Raw genomic sequence first — 17,280 nt, forward strand, 5'->3', positions numbered from 1 at the left:
ATATATAATCATGTATTGTTATATTGAGTTAAAAATATATTTACGTTCTCCAAAACCGTTGGTTGTGGGTTCGATTCCTACTGCCCCTGCCATAACAAAGCCTGTAGAATCAATGGTTCTACGGTTTTTTATTTTGGGGTAAAATAAATTACATATTTGAATTGGGTTCTATTTGGGTACTACTATACTAAAAAACTACTAAAAAATAATATAAATTACCACAAGAGAATGGATACTTTTATAACTGTTTTTTAGCTTTATTGACCTCATTATTAAATAAATTTTCTAGTTTATCAGCAGCTTCTACGTCTGCTTTTTGCAAACTATGTGAATATATATCTGTGGTAGTTGAAGTTCTGGCATGACCTAGTCTCTTAGAAACTGTGGTTATATCTACACCCTGGTTAATTAATAATGTTGCAGAAGTATGCCTTAAACCATGAAAATTAACTTCTTTTAATAAATATTTACTTTTATCTTTTGGTGGTATTTTATCATCATTTATAATAGATTCATTATGTTTTCTGATAAACTTTAGAAACCATTTACTTATTGTGCTTGGGAATATAGACTTTCCATCAGTTGCAGTAAATAAAGCATCACTATCATGCCATAAGTTTCCTAACTTTAATTTTTCAGTATTTTGCCACCTTTTATATTCCTTTAGTAATGTCATAACTGATATAGGTATAGATATTAACCTAGTTGTTTCTGTCTTTGTTGATTTTATAAAAGTGTCCCGGCCGGGTAAATGTTGTAAAGATTTATTTATTTTTATTGTACAATCATCAAAATTAATATCGCTCCATGTTAGTGCTGTTAACTCCCCTTCACGCATCCCGCCATAAATAGCTAAAGTAATCATAGTTTTATATTTAATGGGCTCATTTTCTATTAGTTGGAGAACATATGCAGTCTCTTCTATATTGAAATGTCTAGCTTCTTTTTTCTCAACTTTAGGTGCCTTTAAACGTAAAGCCGGATTATTCAAAATGAATCCCCATTGTATAGCAGTAGCAAGTATACTTGAAATCAATCTGTGGTGATGTAATATAGTTCTTTCCGACAGTCCTCCGGGTTTACCATCATTTCTGATACCATCTTCACGTAGATTGCTATAAAATTCAGTTATATGCGTTGGTTGTAGTTTATTTAATTTAATATGGCCAAGAGCTGGAATAATACGTGTATATAATAATTCTTTATATCGGTATAAAGTTTTTGGTGCGAGCTCTGCTTCTGCATAATCCTTTAACCATTTTTTTATGAACTCTTCAAATGTAATTTTACCGCTATCTAAATAAATTCCCTTCTCTATTTCATCTTTAAATAATACCCATTGTTTATTAGCTTCTTCAAGCTGCTTACCAGGTCTTATATGGGATAAATTTATCGTTTTACGTTTTATTATCTTTTTACCCTTCTTATCATATCCACAGGATACTGTAAGTCTATATGAATTATCCCCTCGCTTTTCTATTGATGCCATCCATTATCCCCTTTCTATAAAATATTTGTAGGTACTGTATAATTTAAAGCAGTACCTACAATAAGTTTAATTTACTAAAATCAATTTCAAGAGTATCATATATGCTAACTTTTATAATATCTTTAAAAGTATATACTTTTGGAGCTGCATATTGATTATTTTTATCAAGCTTATAAACCAATATGGATTCTTCCATAGGATTTACTATCCAATATTCTTTTACTCCAAATTGTTCATATAACCATAATTTCCTTACATAGTCATTAGATGGATTATAAGGTGACACTATCTCTATTATCATATCGGGAGCACCAATACAGCCCTTATCATTCAATTTATTCCTATCACATATTACCGATATATCAGGCTGAACAATGTTTTTACAGTTATCAAGGTTTTCATCATCAGTAAGAAATACATCAAATGGTGAAGGATATACCTTGCAGTTACCGTTGTTGGATCTAATATAATTATAAAACCTAGCAGATAACTCCATAATAAGTCCTTGGTGTATTCTTGACGGAGCTGGAGACATAGCATATATTTTACCTTCTATAAGTTCAATACGCTCATTTTCAGGGTAATTCATGTAGTCAGTATAAGTATACGTTTTATTTTTAGCTGTGTTATCCATTGAATTTTACCTCCTTTCTAGGGCATTGTGTTTATTTTCCTATTTTTCTAGATTTCTTAATGATTTCAGACATTTTAAATTCTATAAAAGATTTACTACTATTTTTTAAATCTATAATATCACTTTCGTCTATCTCGAATTCACTGCCATCTTTTAATTGAAGTATCATATATCCATTTTCTATTTCACGAATAATTTTATATCCTAGGGTATATAGATATTGCTCAATATAATCTGTCTGAGCAGCATCTATATTCTCAGATCTTTTCATTTCATTGAATTTTTTATCAATGGTACTATCATAAAAAGCATCTATAAAATCTTGTGTTCTTCCTAAAATAGCTCCATGTTTTATACATAATGCATCCTCTATTTTATTTAAAATTTCAATACTTGGTGTTACTTCATCAGATTCATATTTTTGAACCATCCTTAAAGATTTATTAATTTTATTGGCTAATGTTTCCTGAGTTAATTTGTTATTTTTCCTATAATATTTTATAGATTCTCCTATCGTCATTTGATACCACCTCATATTAAGAATATCATATAACGAAATAAAAGTACATATTTTATTTTTAAAAACCTTGACATATGAAATAAAAGTACATATAATATAATTAAAGCGAAATGAAAATTCACATTTAGGAGGGTGGCTATAAATGAATGGACTTAATCTTAAAATAGAAAGAATAAAAAAAGGTCTTTCTCAAAAACAATTAGCATCCATGTTGGGTGTTACAAATCAAACTATTTCAGATTATGAAAGATGTAAAATATCGCCTAGTTTATCTAATATGGAAAAAATATGTAAAATACTTAATATTAATCCTAGAAAGTTATTTTTTAATAATGATGAAAAGGAGGGGGATAAGGTGTTAGAAATAATAATTCCAGAGGATAATAAAAAACTTGATAGGCAGATTAAGGCGTTGGAATATGCCATACAGCATAATACAAACGAAAAGGATAAATGTATTCATAAGAAAGCATATGACAGGCTGGTTGAGGAAAGAAAAAATAGACTAGCTAAGGAGGATTCAGATAATGACTAAAAAAGCATATTTAAAAGAAGCAGCGGAGGAATTAGGATTTACTTACTATCAACTAAGGCGTATGGCAAAAGAAAGAAAAATTCCCTTCCTGAAAAGTGGCAATAGATATATCTTTGACATTGATTTATGTAATGAGTATTTGAAAAATGAAGCTATGGAAAATATGAAACAGGTACAAACTGTTAAGCAATATGGAGTTTTACGAAAGGTTAGTGCTGATTAATTCAAAAAAGTGTGGTGATAACATAATGCAGAACCTAAATAATAACTTTGATAATATACCAAGAGAACTTAGAGAATATCCTAACTGGGTTCTGTGGAAGCTAGAAAGTAGAAAAGGGAAAACTACAAAAATTCCTTATCAAATTGATGGGAAAATGGCAAGTAGTACTAATCCAGATACATGGAACACCTTTAGCAAAGTAGTAGAAACATATAACCACATGGGGAAATATTCAGGAATTGGATTTATGTTTCAAGATAGTGGTATCGTTGGGATAGATATTGACGATTGCGTAAAAGATGGCGAAATATCAGAAAAAGCTGCATATATAATAGATACGTTAGACAGTTATACCGAACTAAGTCAAAGTGGAAAAGGGGTTCATGTTCTAGCTTATGGATATATCCCAAGGGCAGTAAAAAGAGAAATAGAAATGTATAATACCGGACGATATTTTGCATTAACTGGAGATTCATTAGCTGGTAATAAAATAGAAAATAGGCAAAAACAACTAGATGCGATATATAATATCTATCAAAAAGATGATGAAGCTCTTAAAGAGCAGCTCCCAGTGAAAACGCTACAATCTAAGAATATTAAATTTAATATTAATGAATTATTGGATAAAGCTTTTGCTAGTAAAAATGGATTTAAAATAAAAGCTCTTTATGATGGTAGTTGGCAGAACCTTTATAATAGTCAGTCAGAAGCAGACCAAGCACTAGCCAATTATCTAGCATTTTGGCTCAATAAAGATCCTTATCTCATGGATGAAGCTTTCAGAAGAAGCGGGTTGTGTAGGGAAAAATGGGACAGGGATGATTATATGACAAGGACTATAAATAAGGCTATAAGGGATTGTAGAGAAACATATCAAGAATATATGATAAGAACACAAAAGGAAACTAATGATTTTATTAAAAACTATGATTTTACTGATTTAGGTATTTCTAAAGACTTTAAAAATAAATATAAGGATATTTTAAAGTACGCAGTAGATATAAAATATTACTACTATTGGGATGGAAAGAAATGGGTTAGAGATGATGATGGATTGCCTATAAAAACTCTTTCGATTAAATTTGTTGAAAATATGGTGGTAAAAATAAATCAGTATATTTCAAAGCTTGATGATGAAAAAGAAATTGCAGACATGAGAAAAGTGAGGAATAAGCTGAAAAGTGCTAGAACATTAGATGTTATATATAAGCAATACAAAGCCTTTGAAGATACACATATTAATTCAAAGATAATGGATTCAGATGTTAGGTATATAAATTGCAATAATGGAATTGTGGATATTACCACAGGTAAAATATTACCCCATGATAAAGATTTACACATATCTAAAATAGCAGAGGTTAATTATGTACCAGGTAAAATAAACTCATTATTTAAAGCTTCCATTGATAGATTATTCAATGGTGATAATGAGGAAATTGAAGCCTTTGAAATACTCTTAGGATATATGTTGAGTGGTAGAGCTAACCAAAAGATATTTCCCATAATACATGGTGTAAGAAATACAGGGAAAACACAAATTTTTGAACTTATATTAAATACTTTTGGTAGTGACTATGTTAAATCTATAGATAAAAGCCTTTTAATGAAAGCATGGAATAAAAATTCAGGGGCTAATCCAGAGCTTGCAGAGCTTCAAGGAGTAAGGTTACTAATATGTTCCGAAACTAGTGATTCTGATTATCTTGATACAGATTTTATGAAAAAGATAGTTGGAGGAGATACAATTAAGGCCAGACCATTATATAAACCACCTATTGAGTTTACACCTAATTTTGTACCTGTAATATTCACAAATAAAAAACCAAGTTTTGATGGTAATGATGATGCGTTGGTTATAAGAATTATAGTTATAGAATTATTGTACTCACTGGAAAAGAATGATATAGACCCTGATTTTAAAAGGAAAGTTTTAGAGGATAAAGAAGGTCTATTTAGCTATATTATAAGCTGCATTGTGAAATTTACTAAAACAGGCAAATTGAAATTTCCGCAAAGGTGGGCAGATTCAAAAGAAGAGTATGCAAAGGAAAATAATCCTTATGGCAGATTTAAAGATATATATTTCAGTGATTTGCCTGGTCATAATTTACCTGCAAAAGAAGTATATCCAATATTTGAAGAATGGTACCTCAATGAGTATTCTAAGAACGTTCCATCAAGGAAAAAAATTACACAGGGATTCAAAGCTTTAGGTATAAAAACTGGAATGACTAAAGGATATGTTACTTATAAAGATTTAGTTTTTAATATAAAAGATAATGATGTTAATTCAGATATTTTTAGATGTATTAAGGGTGGCTTTAAGTAGTATAAGGTGTAGTTGGGTAATAGTGACTTTTAAGAAGTACTACCTAGCCAAAGATAGTTATACTAAAGGCTTATACGTGATAGGTAGTAGAGGTAGTACTTTATTTTAAAATTTAAAAATATAAAAAATATATATTATATATAAAAATATAAAAATTTTAAAAAAGTTTTTTTAGCAAGAACTACTACCCAATAAAAAAATACTGCTTAAGGCCTGATATATCAACGGATTAAGTATAGTAATATACGAAATATAACTACTACTGAGTAGTATAACTACCCCCTTGTGGTTATTAGGAAGAGACAGGAGGTATTTGAGAAAATGAATAGAGAAAATTTAAGAAAAGTTATAGCTATGAGAATTACTGGCTTAGGTAGTGAAGAATTTTATTTCCATCAATGGATTAGTTTAAAGGGATTAAATTTATAAGTTAAAGGAGCTTGATAGAAATGTTAGAAGTATATGAATTAATGGGAACTATGCTAGTAAACACTGACAAGCCTATACCTAAATTGAAAAGAAGCTGGATGAAGGATTTATATAAGGAGTTTGAAATAGGAAAGCCCCTTAACCCGAATCAGCACTTTCAAATTTTGATTTTATTAGGTGAGTTTATGGCAGAAGAATTGTACTCACTAAAGGACAACCCTCTGATGAATAAGGACTTGAGAGAAACATACTTGAGGATTTCAAATAGCTTGGGACATTACATGGATAGATTTTTATTCTATGCCCTCCAGTGCTATGAGAAAGGGGAAATAGTAGAAATGCCCAAGGGTGGTATTTCTCTACTTGAAGATGCGTGTTCAAAGGCTATGGAGTTTATTCCATCACCTAAAAAGGTAATGGATAAGTTCTGTAATATGTATGGAATAAATATGTGTGAAGTTGCCCTGTAAGGATTTGAAAGGTATGAATATAACTTTAAACGAAGGGAATATTCCCACCGTTAATAAGGTTGAAGTTATTGAAGGAATTTATCTGCATATGAGAGGGCAAAACTTGCTTTGAAATTGGAGCCTGTTATACAGGAGAAAGCTAAAGAGAATCTAAAAACATCAACTGGAGGTAAAAATCCTCTACCTTGTCAGAAATCTGACAACCCTGCTATAAACAGAAAAAAAGAACTAGCACAAATAGCCGGAGTATCACATGACACTATTCACAAAGTTAAGATTATTGAAAATAAGGGAAGTGAGGAAAGGAAGTGTTTACATGAAAGCAATTAGTGATGAAAGCATAAAGGATACAGTTGACCAGATGTTTGTTGAAAAAATATTGCTTTTTAATGAAATTGATATAATGAGAGCTACATTTGGACTACCCAAAGAAGGGTTAAGGGTCTTGACTTTTACTGATTACCTGATACTGGAATGGATAAGGGAAATTATAGATAGAAAACAAGAGCTTGCCACACCAGAGACTAAAATCAAAATTATCAAAGAAATATTCAATGCTATGGACAAGTATACGGATTGCGAATCATAAATCAAGGAGGGGTTATAAATGGATAAAGTATTAAGAAATGTCATTAATAAAGTCATAGAGCTAAAGAAACTCAATGTTAGTGAAGTCTTTGGATTAGATTTAGATAAATCACCGGAATTTAAGGGTCTGGATAAAAGAGTAAATAACATTTTAGAATCATTAAAACCAAAGGTATCTCCAGATGTATATAAATCTGTTATTGATATTGTTGAATACAAAGACCGTCAGGCTATTTTATATATGAATTTTTATTTTAAAAAAGGTGTTATAGAGGGACTTACTGATTTGAATTTTCTATCAGAAATAAAAGATATAGCTTATATAGATAGCTTTGGAGGGAATAAAGATGATTAGATTAAAAATTTCATATACCACCAATGATGAAAAGGATAATTTGTTGTTACTTATAAGAAGTGCTTTCCGGTTTAAGAAAGAGCCAAAAATATATAAAAAAGAAGGTCCACATAAATACATGAGACTGGACCTGTTAAATAAATAAAAATATACTTATTGGGAAAGTATACTTATATAAGTACATTTATCCAATAAGTATAATGTCAAGGGAGGAATTTTGAAAATGAATGAAACTTATAAAAAGGCACTTAATAATCAAAAGATACCATTTGAACATCTTAACAATTTAAAGGCTATATGTGAAAATTGTGAAAATCAATTTGGAGAAGCAAGCTCTTATATTGCTTTAGCTGCATCATGTTTCAACTATGGTGTTATGATAGGGAAAAGTCAGGAGAGATTAAAACGTAAAAAAGGTGATAGGATATAAATTTAGCAGTATTGGTGGTTTATTAGATTACTATAGAATATATTCATGAACAAGTTAATGTTTAGGAATTATATTAATTGAATTAAATTGTAATTGAAGGTAGATATTGTAATAGCAAAAGTGTATAATCTTAAACAAATACGATTTAGGAGGATACAAATATGAGCAACGATTTAAAATATGCAAGCAAGAACATAAAACTACTTTTAAAATATAAGAATTGGACACAAAAAGATTTATGTAAAAAAACGGGAATAACAAAAATAACCATGAGAAGAAGGTTAAACAGTAAGATTCCTAAATGGTCAATGCTAGAGGCGGCAAGTGTTGCAGATGCTTTCAATTTATCGGTAAGTGATATTTTCTTTAAAAAGATGAAATTGACCAGCTAATATGTAATTATATATTAACTTTACGAATACCATTGATACTAATGTATTTGATAAGGCAAATAACTATTAATATTTAAATAATGAATAAAGGGAAGGTGTTTTAATATGACCACTATAGAACCTTTATTAAAAAAGAAACAAGTGGCCGAGATTCTCCAGATAGATGAAAGAACAGTGGATCAATATAGAGCTGATGGAATAATACAGACGTGCAATATACCAGCTGTGAGATTTGAACCTAATCATATTAGAGAATTAATGGGCGTAAAACTTGAAAAGTTTTCTCCACTAGAACGCCGAAGGTTAGAAAGAGAACTGGAAGATTTAAAGCAAGAAAATGCAATGCTGAAAGGAATTATAGCTAAAATTCAGTCAATGACAGCAGAAGCTATATATTCAAGCTCAAATGATACTTAAACCATTGATATTACTGTATTTACTATGGTTTTATGGTATAATGTAAATATAAAGTTAATATTGAAGAGTACTGCACTTTTTATAAGTGTAAGGCATTAGAAATAATGGCCGCAGGAAATATACTATGTACCTTTTATTAAGGTATGTGGATAAATCCTGTGGCCTTTTAGTTTTATGTAAGGAAGTGGATTTATGTCAAAGTATGTTAAGGTGGGTTATCAAGACCCTGAATATAGAGAAAAGAATAAACACAGGAGCAGAAGAAAAAGTAATACCTTTAGGCGTATGAATAGCAGCTTAACCATAAAGGATCTTATAGATGATCCAAACGGATTGATGAGAGCTGTGCGTAAGGCTTACAAGGAATATAAGAAAGAACATGAGGGGAGATAGATATTATGGATAAATTATTGAATGATAGTATACAGGAGAAATCACATTACCTAGTGCAGCAGCTATTTGAAATTGAACAGCTCCGCAGTAGACTTAAGGAAAGAACAGCAGATGATAGGCTTGCCCTAGAAGAGATGCGTAAGCAGTGGCAAAACATAAGCATACAGCTCCTTAAAGAGGAAGATAAGAAGAACATCATCAAGCTAAAGAAGGAGAAGGAAATGCTTCTTGTGAAGATACAAGCACTTGAGCAATCAACAGATGGTGCAGTAAAGAAAATCATAAGGGATAGGCTGATTGACATTAAAGAGGATATATTGTCTTGTGAAAGTGAATATCAGGAATTTGTTAAGACATTGGACAATAAAAGGAATGAAATCACAAATGAGAAAAAACGTCTCAATGAAGAGGAACGCCATATAAATGATGTGCAGATGAAGCATGAACATTTTAAGGCATATAGTCTAATTACAACACTTGCAAGGAAGTACGACATACCAGAGTATTTAAGTATATTAAGATGGTAGCATTTCGAAGTTATCCCCCCCTGTCTTTCTGGGTTAGAGGATTCAGTAAGGGACCGGGCAGGGATAAGTCTTTCCAATAGAGCATATTCCCACTTTTTTGAGTTAAGGGGTGATGAACTTGGAATATGAGAAATTATTAAAGAAATTCAAAAGGCAAGTTAAGGCTGATATGAAAGCTTTGAACGTATATAAGCCGGAATTTGAAAACCTGATTAATATATATTCTGGAATGTTAGCTCAATATGAAATAATAACAAAAAGATTGATTGAAAATGAATTTAATATAGAAACTGAAACACAAAGAGGTGGAACCAAAAAAAGTGCATTGGCTACAACACAGGAAAAATTAAGAACAGATATAGTTATCTATGGTGATAGATTACTGTTAAATCCCAAGAGCTTGCGTAATGCAAAATTAGAATCAAAGGGAAAAACCTCAAAGTTATATGATGTTTTATCTAAATTAGAATAGGAGTGTTATTTATGGATGAAATAAATAAGAAAAAATTAGTAAATGAAATTGTGAAAGAGTTAAAGAAAAAAGGAAATTACCATGGGGCATATGATTATATAATAGAAATTTATGTGGACATGAAGCTTCACCATGAAATAATAAAAAATCAAATAGAAAACCACAAGGGGGATGAGGAAACTAAAAATATACTACTGGATGTTCTTCATAATCTTGAGGAGGATATAGAAAGTTATAAAAGGCTGCTATGTTTATAGAAAGTTTAGGTAAGGTTTGATGATTAATATAAAACTAATGTGAATGGAAGGTGAGAGTATGGCATTAAGACAATTGGTATTGGCCAATCAAATTAATAAAAAAAGAGCTGATTTAAACAAGATTATTGAACTTGAAAAAGGATTTAGTAAAAGGACAAAAGAATTGCTGGACAGCATAGATGAAGCTAAGACAGATGAAGAAATATCTGCCCTAGAAGAAGAAACGGATAAATTAGAATCGGATAAAAAATATGGGGAGCAAAATAAAGGCAAACTTGAAGGTGAAATTGCTGCACTTGAGAGCGAATTAGAAGAACTTAATAGTAATGCACCTACAAATAACCCAGGAGCAAGAAATAGAATAGATATTACAAATATAGGAGGATTAAGAATGAGGGGTAATAAATACGAAACCAGGGAACAAATGATTGAGAGACTAAACAGAGAGGAAGTAAAAAATTTTTATACCAGGATTGCCAATGCCGCTAAAGAAAACAGGGCAATAAGTGGAACGGATGCCATTATTCCAGAAGCAGTTATTGACATGATACAGGCAAGGCTAGGAGATTATTCCGCACTTTATTCAGAGGTATATGTCCAACCTTTAACAGGCACAGCAAGAATAATAATGGATGGGGCGATTCCAGAAGGAATATGGACAGAAATGACGGATGCGGTTCAGGAATTAAGTGCGGGTTTTTCACAGACTGAACTTGATGGGTTTAAGGTTGGCGGCTTTATTCCGGTTGCAAATGCGATACTTGAAGATAGTATGATAAACTTAGCAAATTACATTGAGACAAGGCTTTCTATGGCTATAGCAAAGGCACTTGATAAAGCAATACTTACCGGAGCAGCTGCGAGTAAACAGCCTACAGGAATTATCACAGCATTAGGAGGCACAGGGCTTGAAGCACACAATGTAACTTCTGATGGTACATTAAAGAATATAGTTTCCCATATGTCTGTTATAGATGATGGAGAGGATGGTGCTCCTATAGGTGAAGTTATTGCAGTTATGAAAAGAAGCTTTTATTATTCTCAAATAGCTCCACAAACCTTCTTGCCTACATCTGATGGAAGACTTGTAATACAAACTGCTCAATCTCCAAGACTTCCAGATGGTACAAGAATTGTATTTAGTCAGTATATGCCAGCTAATACCATACTTTTAGGAGATTTTAAAAAGTATCTGCTTGGAGAAAGAAAAGGGGTGCAGCTTGCAGTATCAGACCAGGTTAGATTTATAGAAGACCAGACAGTGTTTAAAGGAACTGCTAGGTATGATGGTAAGCCAGTATATCCTAGCTATTTTGTTAAGATAACCGTTACAGGCTAATATAAACTACTGAAATAGGGGTAATCATAAAAAATTACTCCTATTTCTATATAAGGGTGATAATTATGTCCAATGAGGAATTAGTACAACTATATCAAGCTGGGAATAAAGGTGCCTTAGATAAACTTATTGAGCTTAATAAAGGCATAGTCTATAAATTTGCAAATAGATTCTATACTGAAAAAACCAATTCTATAGATAAAGAGGATTTGAAACAGGAGGGATTTATGGGACTTATGGTTGCAGCAGATAAATACAAATTTAATATTGAAAAGCCCTGCAAATTTAGTACCTATGCTGTTTACTGGATATACCATAAGATGAACAGGTTTATAAAAAGTAAAAATACAAATGAAGAAACAAGCCTTAATATTCCTAATTCCAGTGATGGAGATATTGAGTTTATGGACTGTATAGAAGGTGTAGACTATGGCTTTGAAAATGTTGAGGATAAAATATATAATGAGCAGCTCCACAGAGAACTTGAGGAAGTTATGGCCAGATATAATACTTTGAAGGAAAGAGAAATATTAAAATTTCGGTATGGTTGGGATAATTATAAATGTATGACCTGTGGTCAGATTGGAGAAATATATAATGTCACTAGATCCAAGATTAACAATATTGAACATACAGCCTTGGGTAAAATAAGAAGATCCTCCTGGGGAGCAGCAAAGGCCAAAGAAATGTATATCCAAAAAAGGAGACAGTCAGTCCACAGTATTTCTGGGACAATAGAAAGTATGAGTTTTGCTGCCAGATATTTATTGTAATGAGGTGGTATGGTGAAGGGTAATGAGTTTATTGCACTAACAGAGAAATACCTAAAAAGTATTCCTGAAATAAAAAGACTATAGCTCTTATGGATGAAGATTTAAAAAATGGTGACTATAGTATGAATACCTTTAAAGGAAATCAAAGAAATCAGGGATAAGCTTTATCTTAGGTTAACTAAAATAATTAAGACCACATCCGCCTTGAAAGAAGAAAATCAGAAAATAATATGTTATACGTATTTTGGAGTATTAACTTATAAGGTGATATCTTTACAAGCTGGTATAAGTGAAAGCACTGTACGTAGGAGAATTAGGTATATTTTGTTGTGTACAGGCAAAGTATTATTTAGGATGGAAGATGAATTCTGGAAAGAGATAGATATGTTATATGAATGATAAGGTACTCATATTATGTGGGTACCTTTTTATGTAATACTTAAAAGTTCGATAAAGATATAAAATAAATAATTAATAAGAATATACCTAAAAAACTATATTATTTTTAGAAAATAAGGAGAATATCCATACAGTTGTGTAAAATCAATCTATGCTTGTTCACAGTATAGATAATATCACTGTATTTTTTCAATCCAGTTTTCTAAACTGTACTTTTCAATAAGTTTTTCAGATATATCAATACCATCGGGTGAATTATTTAAAATACCAACAGTATACCTTAATAGTGCATCAACTGTGTTATCTAATTTATTAGTTTTAATTCTTTCAATTGTAATTGCAAAAGCTTTTATTAGGTCAACTTCGTCATACTTTTCTAGTAATTTAATAATATCTTTATAGATTTTATCATCATTTTTCAGTTCTGAAAAGTTGTTAACTACAAAATCCCAACAAGCTGTTCTATTACTAACCTCATCTTGAGTGTCGAAGGTAACTGAGCCATCTATTAAAACTTCATTTTCGGTTGCATCTTCAAAACAAAAATCACAAAGGCATGTCATTAAGTTAATATCATGGTTATTTTTGTCAGCTGTTAGATAAGATATTCTTAAGGGTCTACCCGTTTCACCACATCTAACACAGGTAAAATTATGTTTTTCAAAAATAAGATATCTCAAATGTGCACTTACATTTTGTGTTTTTAGTAAATTTCTAATAGAATCGATATTATCTACAAGTATAGGCATAACATCGATATAATTATTATCTTCACTAACTGCTATTAGCTTTTTTTCTATAAGATTTTTTAGTTCCGTCCTCAGCATAACAATATTAGTTTTACTATATAATTTAATAACTACCGGCTCATCTTCTAAAGTGAATCTGTATGCAGTAAACTTCTCATCACTTGATATATACCTCCAAGTAACCTTGTTATTTTGATCTTTACATAATTCAAGTATGCTTAATAGAACTAACCTTTCTAATCTATTGCAACTTCTTGCTATCTGATATACTTTTGCCCATCCTTCTAAAGCATCCATTTGTTGAATTTCATAAATAAAATCTATTGCTTCATAGATATCTTCTTCCTTAATGATATCTTCTTTCTTGAAGATAACCTGTGATGCTTTTTTCATCTGCAAGGTTTTCTCAATTATTTCTTGTTCTTGTGCCTTAATAGCAATCATCATTGCGGCTCTTTTTTTCCACTTATTATACTTGGTTTTTGCTACTTCTATATTATCCATTGTTTCTCCACATTTTGCACACTCCAGATAATAACTTAAATTATTGTCATCATAATTTAAATTTAACTGACTTTGACACTTATAGCACTTTATAGAATCTTCTCCTTGTAATTGCGAATTGACATCATCTAAAAGTTTTTTAAAGTCTCTTTTCCTTTTTTTTAATTTTTCCAACTCCTCAGCAGCTTCTTCTTTAGTCAAAAATTTTTCTGCTTCATTGAATCTGCTACCACAGTTTACACATCTAAAGTTTACGCAATTTTCTTTTATATCCTTAAGTGAACTATCAAGAATAAATAGATTACAAGATATACAATTAGGACAGTATAATGCATCAAGCTCAATATGTATTTGTAATAATAAATTTTCCATTTTATTATAAGGTATTAAATATTTTTCTATCATATCTTCAATTGTAAGTTCAATATTCCAGCAATCTAAAATGAATTCTATGTATTTATCGCAATAATGAGCCTTTACAATATCATAGCCGGATATATTATTGGGAATTCTATATTTTTTCTTTAAATTTGTTATATTCTGATTTGGATTTTCCCAAAACTCTTTTGTGAATTCCTTTAAAATATCCTTATCGTTACTCTTTAAAAAATCTATGATATCAGTTCTAGAGTACAATACCTTCGACAAGCAGCTGATCTCTTTTATTAAACATTCTTTATTAATAAAATTTTTATATTCCATCATAACCTCCAAATAAAATACTAACCATTAATTTATCATTTTAGGTTCATCCCTCAAGGTAAATAAGATTAGATTATCTTAATAATTGTATAAAAAATCTTGTATAAAATTGTATCTTTAATATAATTAAACAAAAAAAGGCACACAAAGACAAGCTTTTTTGACAAATAGTATATACTTTTTTTCTTAATATAAACATCTTCACAGAAGATTGATAGTACAGTAATTACGTACATATATTTTAACCTCTATGTCTGATATAGACGAGCATGGACAACATATGCTGAAAAATGGAATAATTATATAACAGCTTTTTGAGGTTATCTCAAATTACGTAAAGCAAGAATCAAATTATTAATACTCCTTTTCTAGTTAGCTATTTTATTATGGTCATAATGTATTGTATGTGTAACAAAAGACATTATAAAAACCAGGATTTGAAAAATAATTATTGGGTTCTAAATGGGTACTATAAATATAAAATAGTACCCAAAAGCAAACTCAAATACAGCAACTCAAAATGCTAAAACGTTTATATATCAACAGTTACAGTAATATATTTAGGATTAAAACAAGTAGTCTACCGCACTCCAAAACCGTTGGTTGTGGGTTCGATTCCTACTGCCCCTGCCAAGATAAAGCCTATAGTATCAACGTATTACAAGCTTTTGTTACGTTTATTTATTTAATCGATTTTTTCAATTTAGTTGTCTTTTGGTTGTCTAATTTTTAGATGTATATTAAGATTCCGTTATATTCATATCTAAAATAGAGCGTTTTAACTCTTTAATTATTGATTTAAGTTTTATATTCTCCTCCCTTAAAATTTCGTTCTCATTTTTTAATTTTTCTGCACATAATACTTTTTCATTTGTCACCCACAGTTCCCCCTTTACAAAATTAGACATTCCATTATTTTCTTGTGCAAAATACAAATATTGTGTCGTAAAATGTAGGTTGAGGTGGTTTTTCTTGTTTAAAAATACGCGAAAAAATTAGGATTTACGCAAAATCAAATGGCTAGAAAGCTTGGTATAAGCCAAGCATTAAGTAAGTTAGAAAACAATTCTGTTTATAAAATTAATATTATAAAAATTGCCTTTATAAGGAAAGTGTGTGATATTTTTTTGTTATGCCTATAATACTATTTCTATATTTTTATAACGAGCAACTCTATTGTCCTTTTTATTCCTTGGAAAATAAATGTAAATATTGCAACTGTAAGAATTGTTATAAAACAAAAAATAACTTTACTATTTTATGTCGTTATGCAGATATTTATTTTTATATATAGTCCATATAACGACATTTCATTGATATACGCTTATTTTATGATAGGATATCCCTGATATATATTTATATGGGGAAATTTACATGGGATTAAAAAAGTCTTTTGCAGATAAAATCTATGATTTGCGCATGGGGCTCTTGAGTTAACTCAAGAAGAATTTATCGCTCGACTTAGGCCACCGTTTTCCAAAAAACTTTAAGTTACATAGAAAATGGCTTATCTATGCCTAGCGCGGAATTTATAAAAGCTATATGTGAAGCATATAATGCATCTGCCGACTGGCTTTTAGATATAAATGATAAGCAGCATTAACGATAAAAGAAAAACAACTTCTGGATAAATATAATGAATTGTGTGAAAAAACAAGCAACTTGTTTTCAACTTATTAGATGCCCTTAATTATAAAATTGATAAAGATGAACAGAAAGGCTCTAGCTAAAATAAAGTTAGGGTTTTATTATTCCATTCTTTAAAATTGGAATGAGGTGTTTTTATATTAATGAAAAGACTACAATATACTTAGAACCTGATTTGAAAAAGGCTATTAGAATAGAACTAGTTAGGGATGGTAAAAATCAAAGTTTAAGTAATTTAATAAATCAACTGTTATATAAATGGATATCAGAGAAAGAAATAGGGGAATACTAAACTCCTCTCTTAACTAAATCCAATTTATCTATACAATTCAAAAATCCCTTAGATATATACCTAAGGGATATAGAATATTCACTAATTAAAGAACAGTAATATTTTCTGCTTGTGTTCCTTTTTGTCCTCTTCCTTCGTCAAAAGAAACTTTTTGACCCTCTTCAAGTGTTTTATAACCTTGTGAATTTATTTGAGAAAAGTGTGCAAAAATATCATTTCCATCTTCTCCTGTAATAAATCCAAATCCTTTGTTTCCATTAAACCATTTAACTGTACCTGTCATATAAGTACCTCCAAAATTTTATTTCTTAAACTCTCTGTAACAACTATAATACACTAAATAAAATTTCGATAATAATAAATGCATATATTATTTAAGTACTTATTGAAATATACCTGTGTTTAGATTGAT

General features: G+C 30.3%; 27 protein-coding genes. 21 read left to right on the forward strand and 6 right to left on the reverse strand.

Features of this window, described 5'->3' with window-relative positions; translation table 11 throughout:
* Nucleotides 1-238: 238 nt before the first annotated feature.
* From CKL_RS14370 to CKL_RS14380, 3 genes are read right to left on the reverse strand one after another with little or no spacing between them, the layout of a single operon-like run.
* Nucleotides 239-1,489 (reverse strand): site-specific integrase, encoded by a 1,251-nt coding sequence (locus CKL_RS14370; protein WP_012103286.1) that lies wholly within the window; start codon nucleotides 1,487-1,489, stop codon nucleotides 239-241.
* A 55-nt stretch (nucleotides 1,490-1,544) separates the two neighbouring features.
* Complete coding sequence (locus CKL_RS14375; RefSeq protein ID WP_012103287.1) at nucleotides 1,545-2,123, reverse strand: Uma2 family endonuclease; 579 nt, start codon at nucleotides 2,121-2,123, stop codon at nucleotides 1,545-1,547.
* Nucleotides 2,124-2,154: 31 nt separating this feature from the next.
* Entirely contained in the window at nucleotides 2,155-2,643 is a 489-nt protein-coding gene (locus CKL_RS14380) for a helix-turn-helix domain-containing protein (RefSeq protein WP_012103288.1), read from the reverse strand.
* A gap of 142 nt (nucleotides 2,644-2,785) precedes the next feature.
* Between CKL_RS14380 and CKL_RS14385 the strand changes: the two genes are divergently transcribed.
* From CKL_RS14385 to CKL_RS21830, 18 genes are all read left to right on the forward strand, one after another.
* Nucleotides 2,786-3,178 carry a helix-turn-helix domain-containing protein gene (locus CKL_RS14385; RefSeq protein WP_012103289.1) on the forward strand — a complete coding sequence of 131 codons (393 nt, stop codon included), beginning with the start codon at nucleotides 2,786-2,788 and terminating at the stop codon, nucleotides 3,176-3,178.
* A complete protein-coding gene (locus tag CKL_RS14390; protein WP_012103290.1) occupies nucleotides 3,171-3,401 on the forward strand; it encodes an excisionase family DNA-binding protein in 231 nt (76 codons plus the stop codon). The genes CKL_RS14385 and CKL_RS14390 overlap by 8 nt, the downstream gene beginning before the upstream one ends.
* Nucleotides 3,370-5,733 carry a phage/plasmid primase, P4 family gene (locus CKL_RS14395; protein WP_012620816.1) on the forward strand — a complete coding sequence of 788 codons (2,364 nt, stop codon included), beginning with the start codon at nucleotides 3,370-3,372 and terminating at the stop codon, nucleotides 5,731-5,733. Before CKL_RS14390 ends, CKL_RS14395 begins: the two co-directional genes overlap by 32 nt.
* A gap of 449 nt (nucleotides 5,734-6,182) precedes the next feature.
* A complete protein-coding gene (locus CKL_RS14400; protein WP_012103292.1) occupies nucleotides 6,183-6,632 on the forward strand; it encodes a hypothetical protein in 450 nt (149 codons plus the stop codon).
* 108 nt (nucleotides 6,633-6,740) lie between these two features.
* Nucleotides 6,741-6,962: a hypothetical protein gene (locus CKL_RS20945; RefSeq protein ID WP_012103293.1), complete on the forward strand. Its 222-nt coding sequence runs from the start codon at nucleotides 6,741-6,743 to the stop codon at nucleotides 6,960-6,962.
* Entirely contained in the window at nucleotides 6,949-7,221 is a 273-nt protein-coding gene (locus CKL_RS14405; RefSeq protein WP_242649426.1) for a hypothetical protein, read from the forward strand. Before CKL_RS20945 ends, CKL_RS14405 begins: the two co-directional genes overlap by 14 nt.
* A gap of 18 nt (nucleotides 7,222-7,239) precedes the next feature.
* Nucleotides 7,240-7,575 (forward strand): hypothetical protein, encoded by a 336-nt coding sequence (locus tag CKL_RS14410; RefSeq protein ID WP_012103296.1) that lies wholly within the window; start codon nucleotides 7,240-7,242, stop codon nucleotides 7,573-7,575.
* Entirely contained in the window at nucleotides 7,568-7,720 is a 153-nt protein-coding gene (locus CKL_RS20950) for a hypothetical protein (RefSeq protein WP_012103297.1), read from the forward strand. The genes CKL_RS14410 and CKL_RS20950 overlap by 8 nt, the downstream gene beginning before the upstream one ends.
* A 78-nt stretch (nucleotides 7,721-7,798) precedes the next feature.
* A complete protein-coding gene (locus CKL_RS14415; RefSeq protein WP_012103298.1) occupies nucleotides 7,799-8,005 on the forward strand; it encodes a hypothetical protein in 207 nt (68 codons plus the stop codon).
* Nucleotides 8,006-8,166: 161 nt separating this feature from the next.
* The gene (locus tag CKL_RS14420) at nucleotides 8,167-8,397 is read left to right on the forward strand and encodes a helix-turn-helix domain-containing protein (protein WP_012103299.1); all 231 of its coding nucleotides are present in this window, start codon (nucleotides 8,167-8,169) and stop codon (nucleotides 8,395-8,397) included.
* A gap of 105 nt (nucleotides 8,398-8,502) precedes the next feature.
* Nucleotides 8,503-8,814, forward strand: a complete 312-nt coding sequence (locus tag CKL_RS14425) for a histidine kinase (protein ID WP_012103300.1) — start codon at nucleotides 8,503-8,505, stop codon at nucleotides 8,812-8,814.
* A gap of 192 nt (nucleotides 8,815-9,006) precedes the next feature.
* Nucleotides 9,007-9,207 carry a hypothetical protein gene (locus CKL_RS14430; protein ID WP_012103301.1) on the forward strand — a complete coding sequence of 67 codons (201 nt, stop codon included), beginning with the start codon at nucleotides 9,007-9,009 and terminating at the stop codon, nucleotides 9,205-9,207.
* A 5-nt stretch (nucleotides 9,208-9,212) separates the two neighbouring features.
* Nucleotides 9,213-9,734, forward strand: a complete 522-nt coding sequence (locus tag CKL_RS14435; RefSeq protein WP_012103302.1) for a hypothetical protein — start codon at nucleotides 9,213-9,215, stop codon at nucleotides 9,732-9,734.
* 112 nt (nucleotides 9,735-9,846) lie between these two features.
* Nucleotides 9,847-10,206, forward strand: a complete 360-nt coding sequence (locus CKL_RS14440; RefSeq protein WP_041700838.1) for a P27 family phage terminase small subunit — start codon at nucleotides 9,847-9,849, stop codon at nucleotides 10,204-10,206.
* An 11-nt stretch (nucleotides 10,207-10,217) separates the two neighbouring features.
* Nucleotides 10,218-10,463, forward strand: coding sequence for a hypothetical protein (locus CKL_RS14445; RefSeq protein WP_012103304.1), 246 nt, complete (start codon nucleotides 10,218-10,220; stop codon nucleotides 10,461-10,463).
* Nucleotides 10,464-10,521: 58 nt separating this feature from the next.
* Nucleotides 10,522-11,802 (forward strand): phage major capsid protein, encoded by a 1,281-nt coding sequence (locus tag CKL_RS14450; RefSeq protein ID WP_012103305.1) that lies wholly within the window; start codon nucleotides 10,522-10,524, stop codon nucleotides 11,800-11,802.
* 65 nt (nucleotides 11,803-11,867) lie between these two features.
* On the forward strand, nucleotides 11,868-12,575 hold the full coding sequence (locus tag CKL_RS14455; protein WP_012103306.1) for a sigma-70 family RNA polymerase sigma factor: 708 nt from the start codon (nucleotides 11,868-11,870) through the stop codon (nucleotides 12,573-12,575).
* A gap of 204 nt (nucleotides 12,576-12,779) precedes the next feature.
* Nucleotides 12,780-12,974, forward strand: a complete 195-nt coding sequence (locus tag CKL_RS21830; RefSeq protein ID WP_172634769.1) for a sigma factor-like helix-turn-helix DNA-binding protein — start codon at nucleotides 12,780-12,782, stop codon at nucleotides 12,972-12,974.
* 176 nt (nucleotides 12,975-13,150) lie between these two features.
* Here CKL_RS21830 and CKL_RS14460 read toward each other — a convergent pair whose 3' ends face one another.
* Together CKL_RS14460 and CKL_RS20955 are read right to left on the reverse strand one after the other, a co-directional pair.
* Nucleotides 13,151-14,932, reverse strand: coding sequence for a hypothetical protein (locus CKL_RS14460; RefSeq protein WP_148204856.1), 1,782 nt, complete (start codon nucleotides 14,930-14,932; stop codon nucleotides 13,151-13,153).
* Between the two features lie 737 nt (nucleotides 14,933-15,669).
* Nucleotides 15,670-15,807: a hypothetical protein gene (locus CKL_RS20955; protein ID WP_012103308.1), complete on the reverse strand. Its 138-nt coding sequence runs from the start codon at nucleotides 15,805-15,807 to the stop codon at nucleotides 15,670-15,672.
* Between the two features lie 138 nt (nucleotides 15,808-15,945).
* Between CKL_RS20955 and CKL_RS21835 the strand changes: the two genes are divergently transcribed.
* From CKL_RS21835 to CKL_RS20960, 3 genes are all read left to right on the forward strand, one after another.
* Nucleotides 15,946-16,071 (forward strand): hypothetical protein, encoded by a 126-nt coding sequence (locus CKL_RS21835; protein ID WP_148204857.1) that lies wholly within the window; start codon nucleotides 15,946-15,948, stop codon nucleotides 16,069-16,071.
* A gap of 371 nt (nucleotides 16,072-16,442) precedes the next feature.
* The gene (locus tag CKL_RS21385; RefSeq protein ID WP_242649427.1) at nucleotides 16,443-16,532 is read left to right on the forward strand and encodes a hypothetical protein; all 90 of its coding nucleotides are present in this window, start codon (nucleotides 16,443-16,445) and stop codon (nucleotides 16,530-16,532) included.
* A gap of 168 nt (nucleotides 16,533-16,700) precedes the next feature.
* Complete coding sequence (locus CKL_RS20960; RefSeq protein ID WP_012103309.1) at nucleotides 16,701-16,868, forward strand: hypothetical protein; 168 nt, start codon at nucleotides 16,701-16,703, stop codon at nucleotides 16,866-16,868.
* 85 nt (nucleotides 16,869-16,953) lie between these two features.
* Here the strand turns inward: CKL_RS20960 and CKL_RS14465 are convergent, their stop codons facing one another.
* On the reverse strand, nucleotides 16,954-17,151 hold the full coding sequence (locus CKL_RS14465) for a cold-shock protein (protein ID WP_012103310.1): 198 nt from the start codon (nucleotides 17,149-17,151) through the stop codon (nucleotides 16,954-16,956).
* Between the last annotated feature and the right edge of the window lie 129 nt (nucleotides 17,152-17,280).

Origin of the sequence: Clostridium kluyveri DSM 555, assembly GCF_000016505.1 — a bacterium.
Taxonomy (GTDB): domain Bacteria; phylum Bacillota; class Clostridia; order Clostridiales; family Clostridiaceae; genus Clostridium_B; species Clostridium_B kluyveri.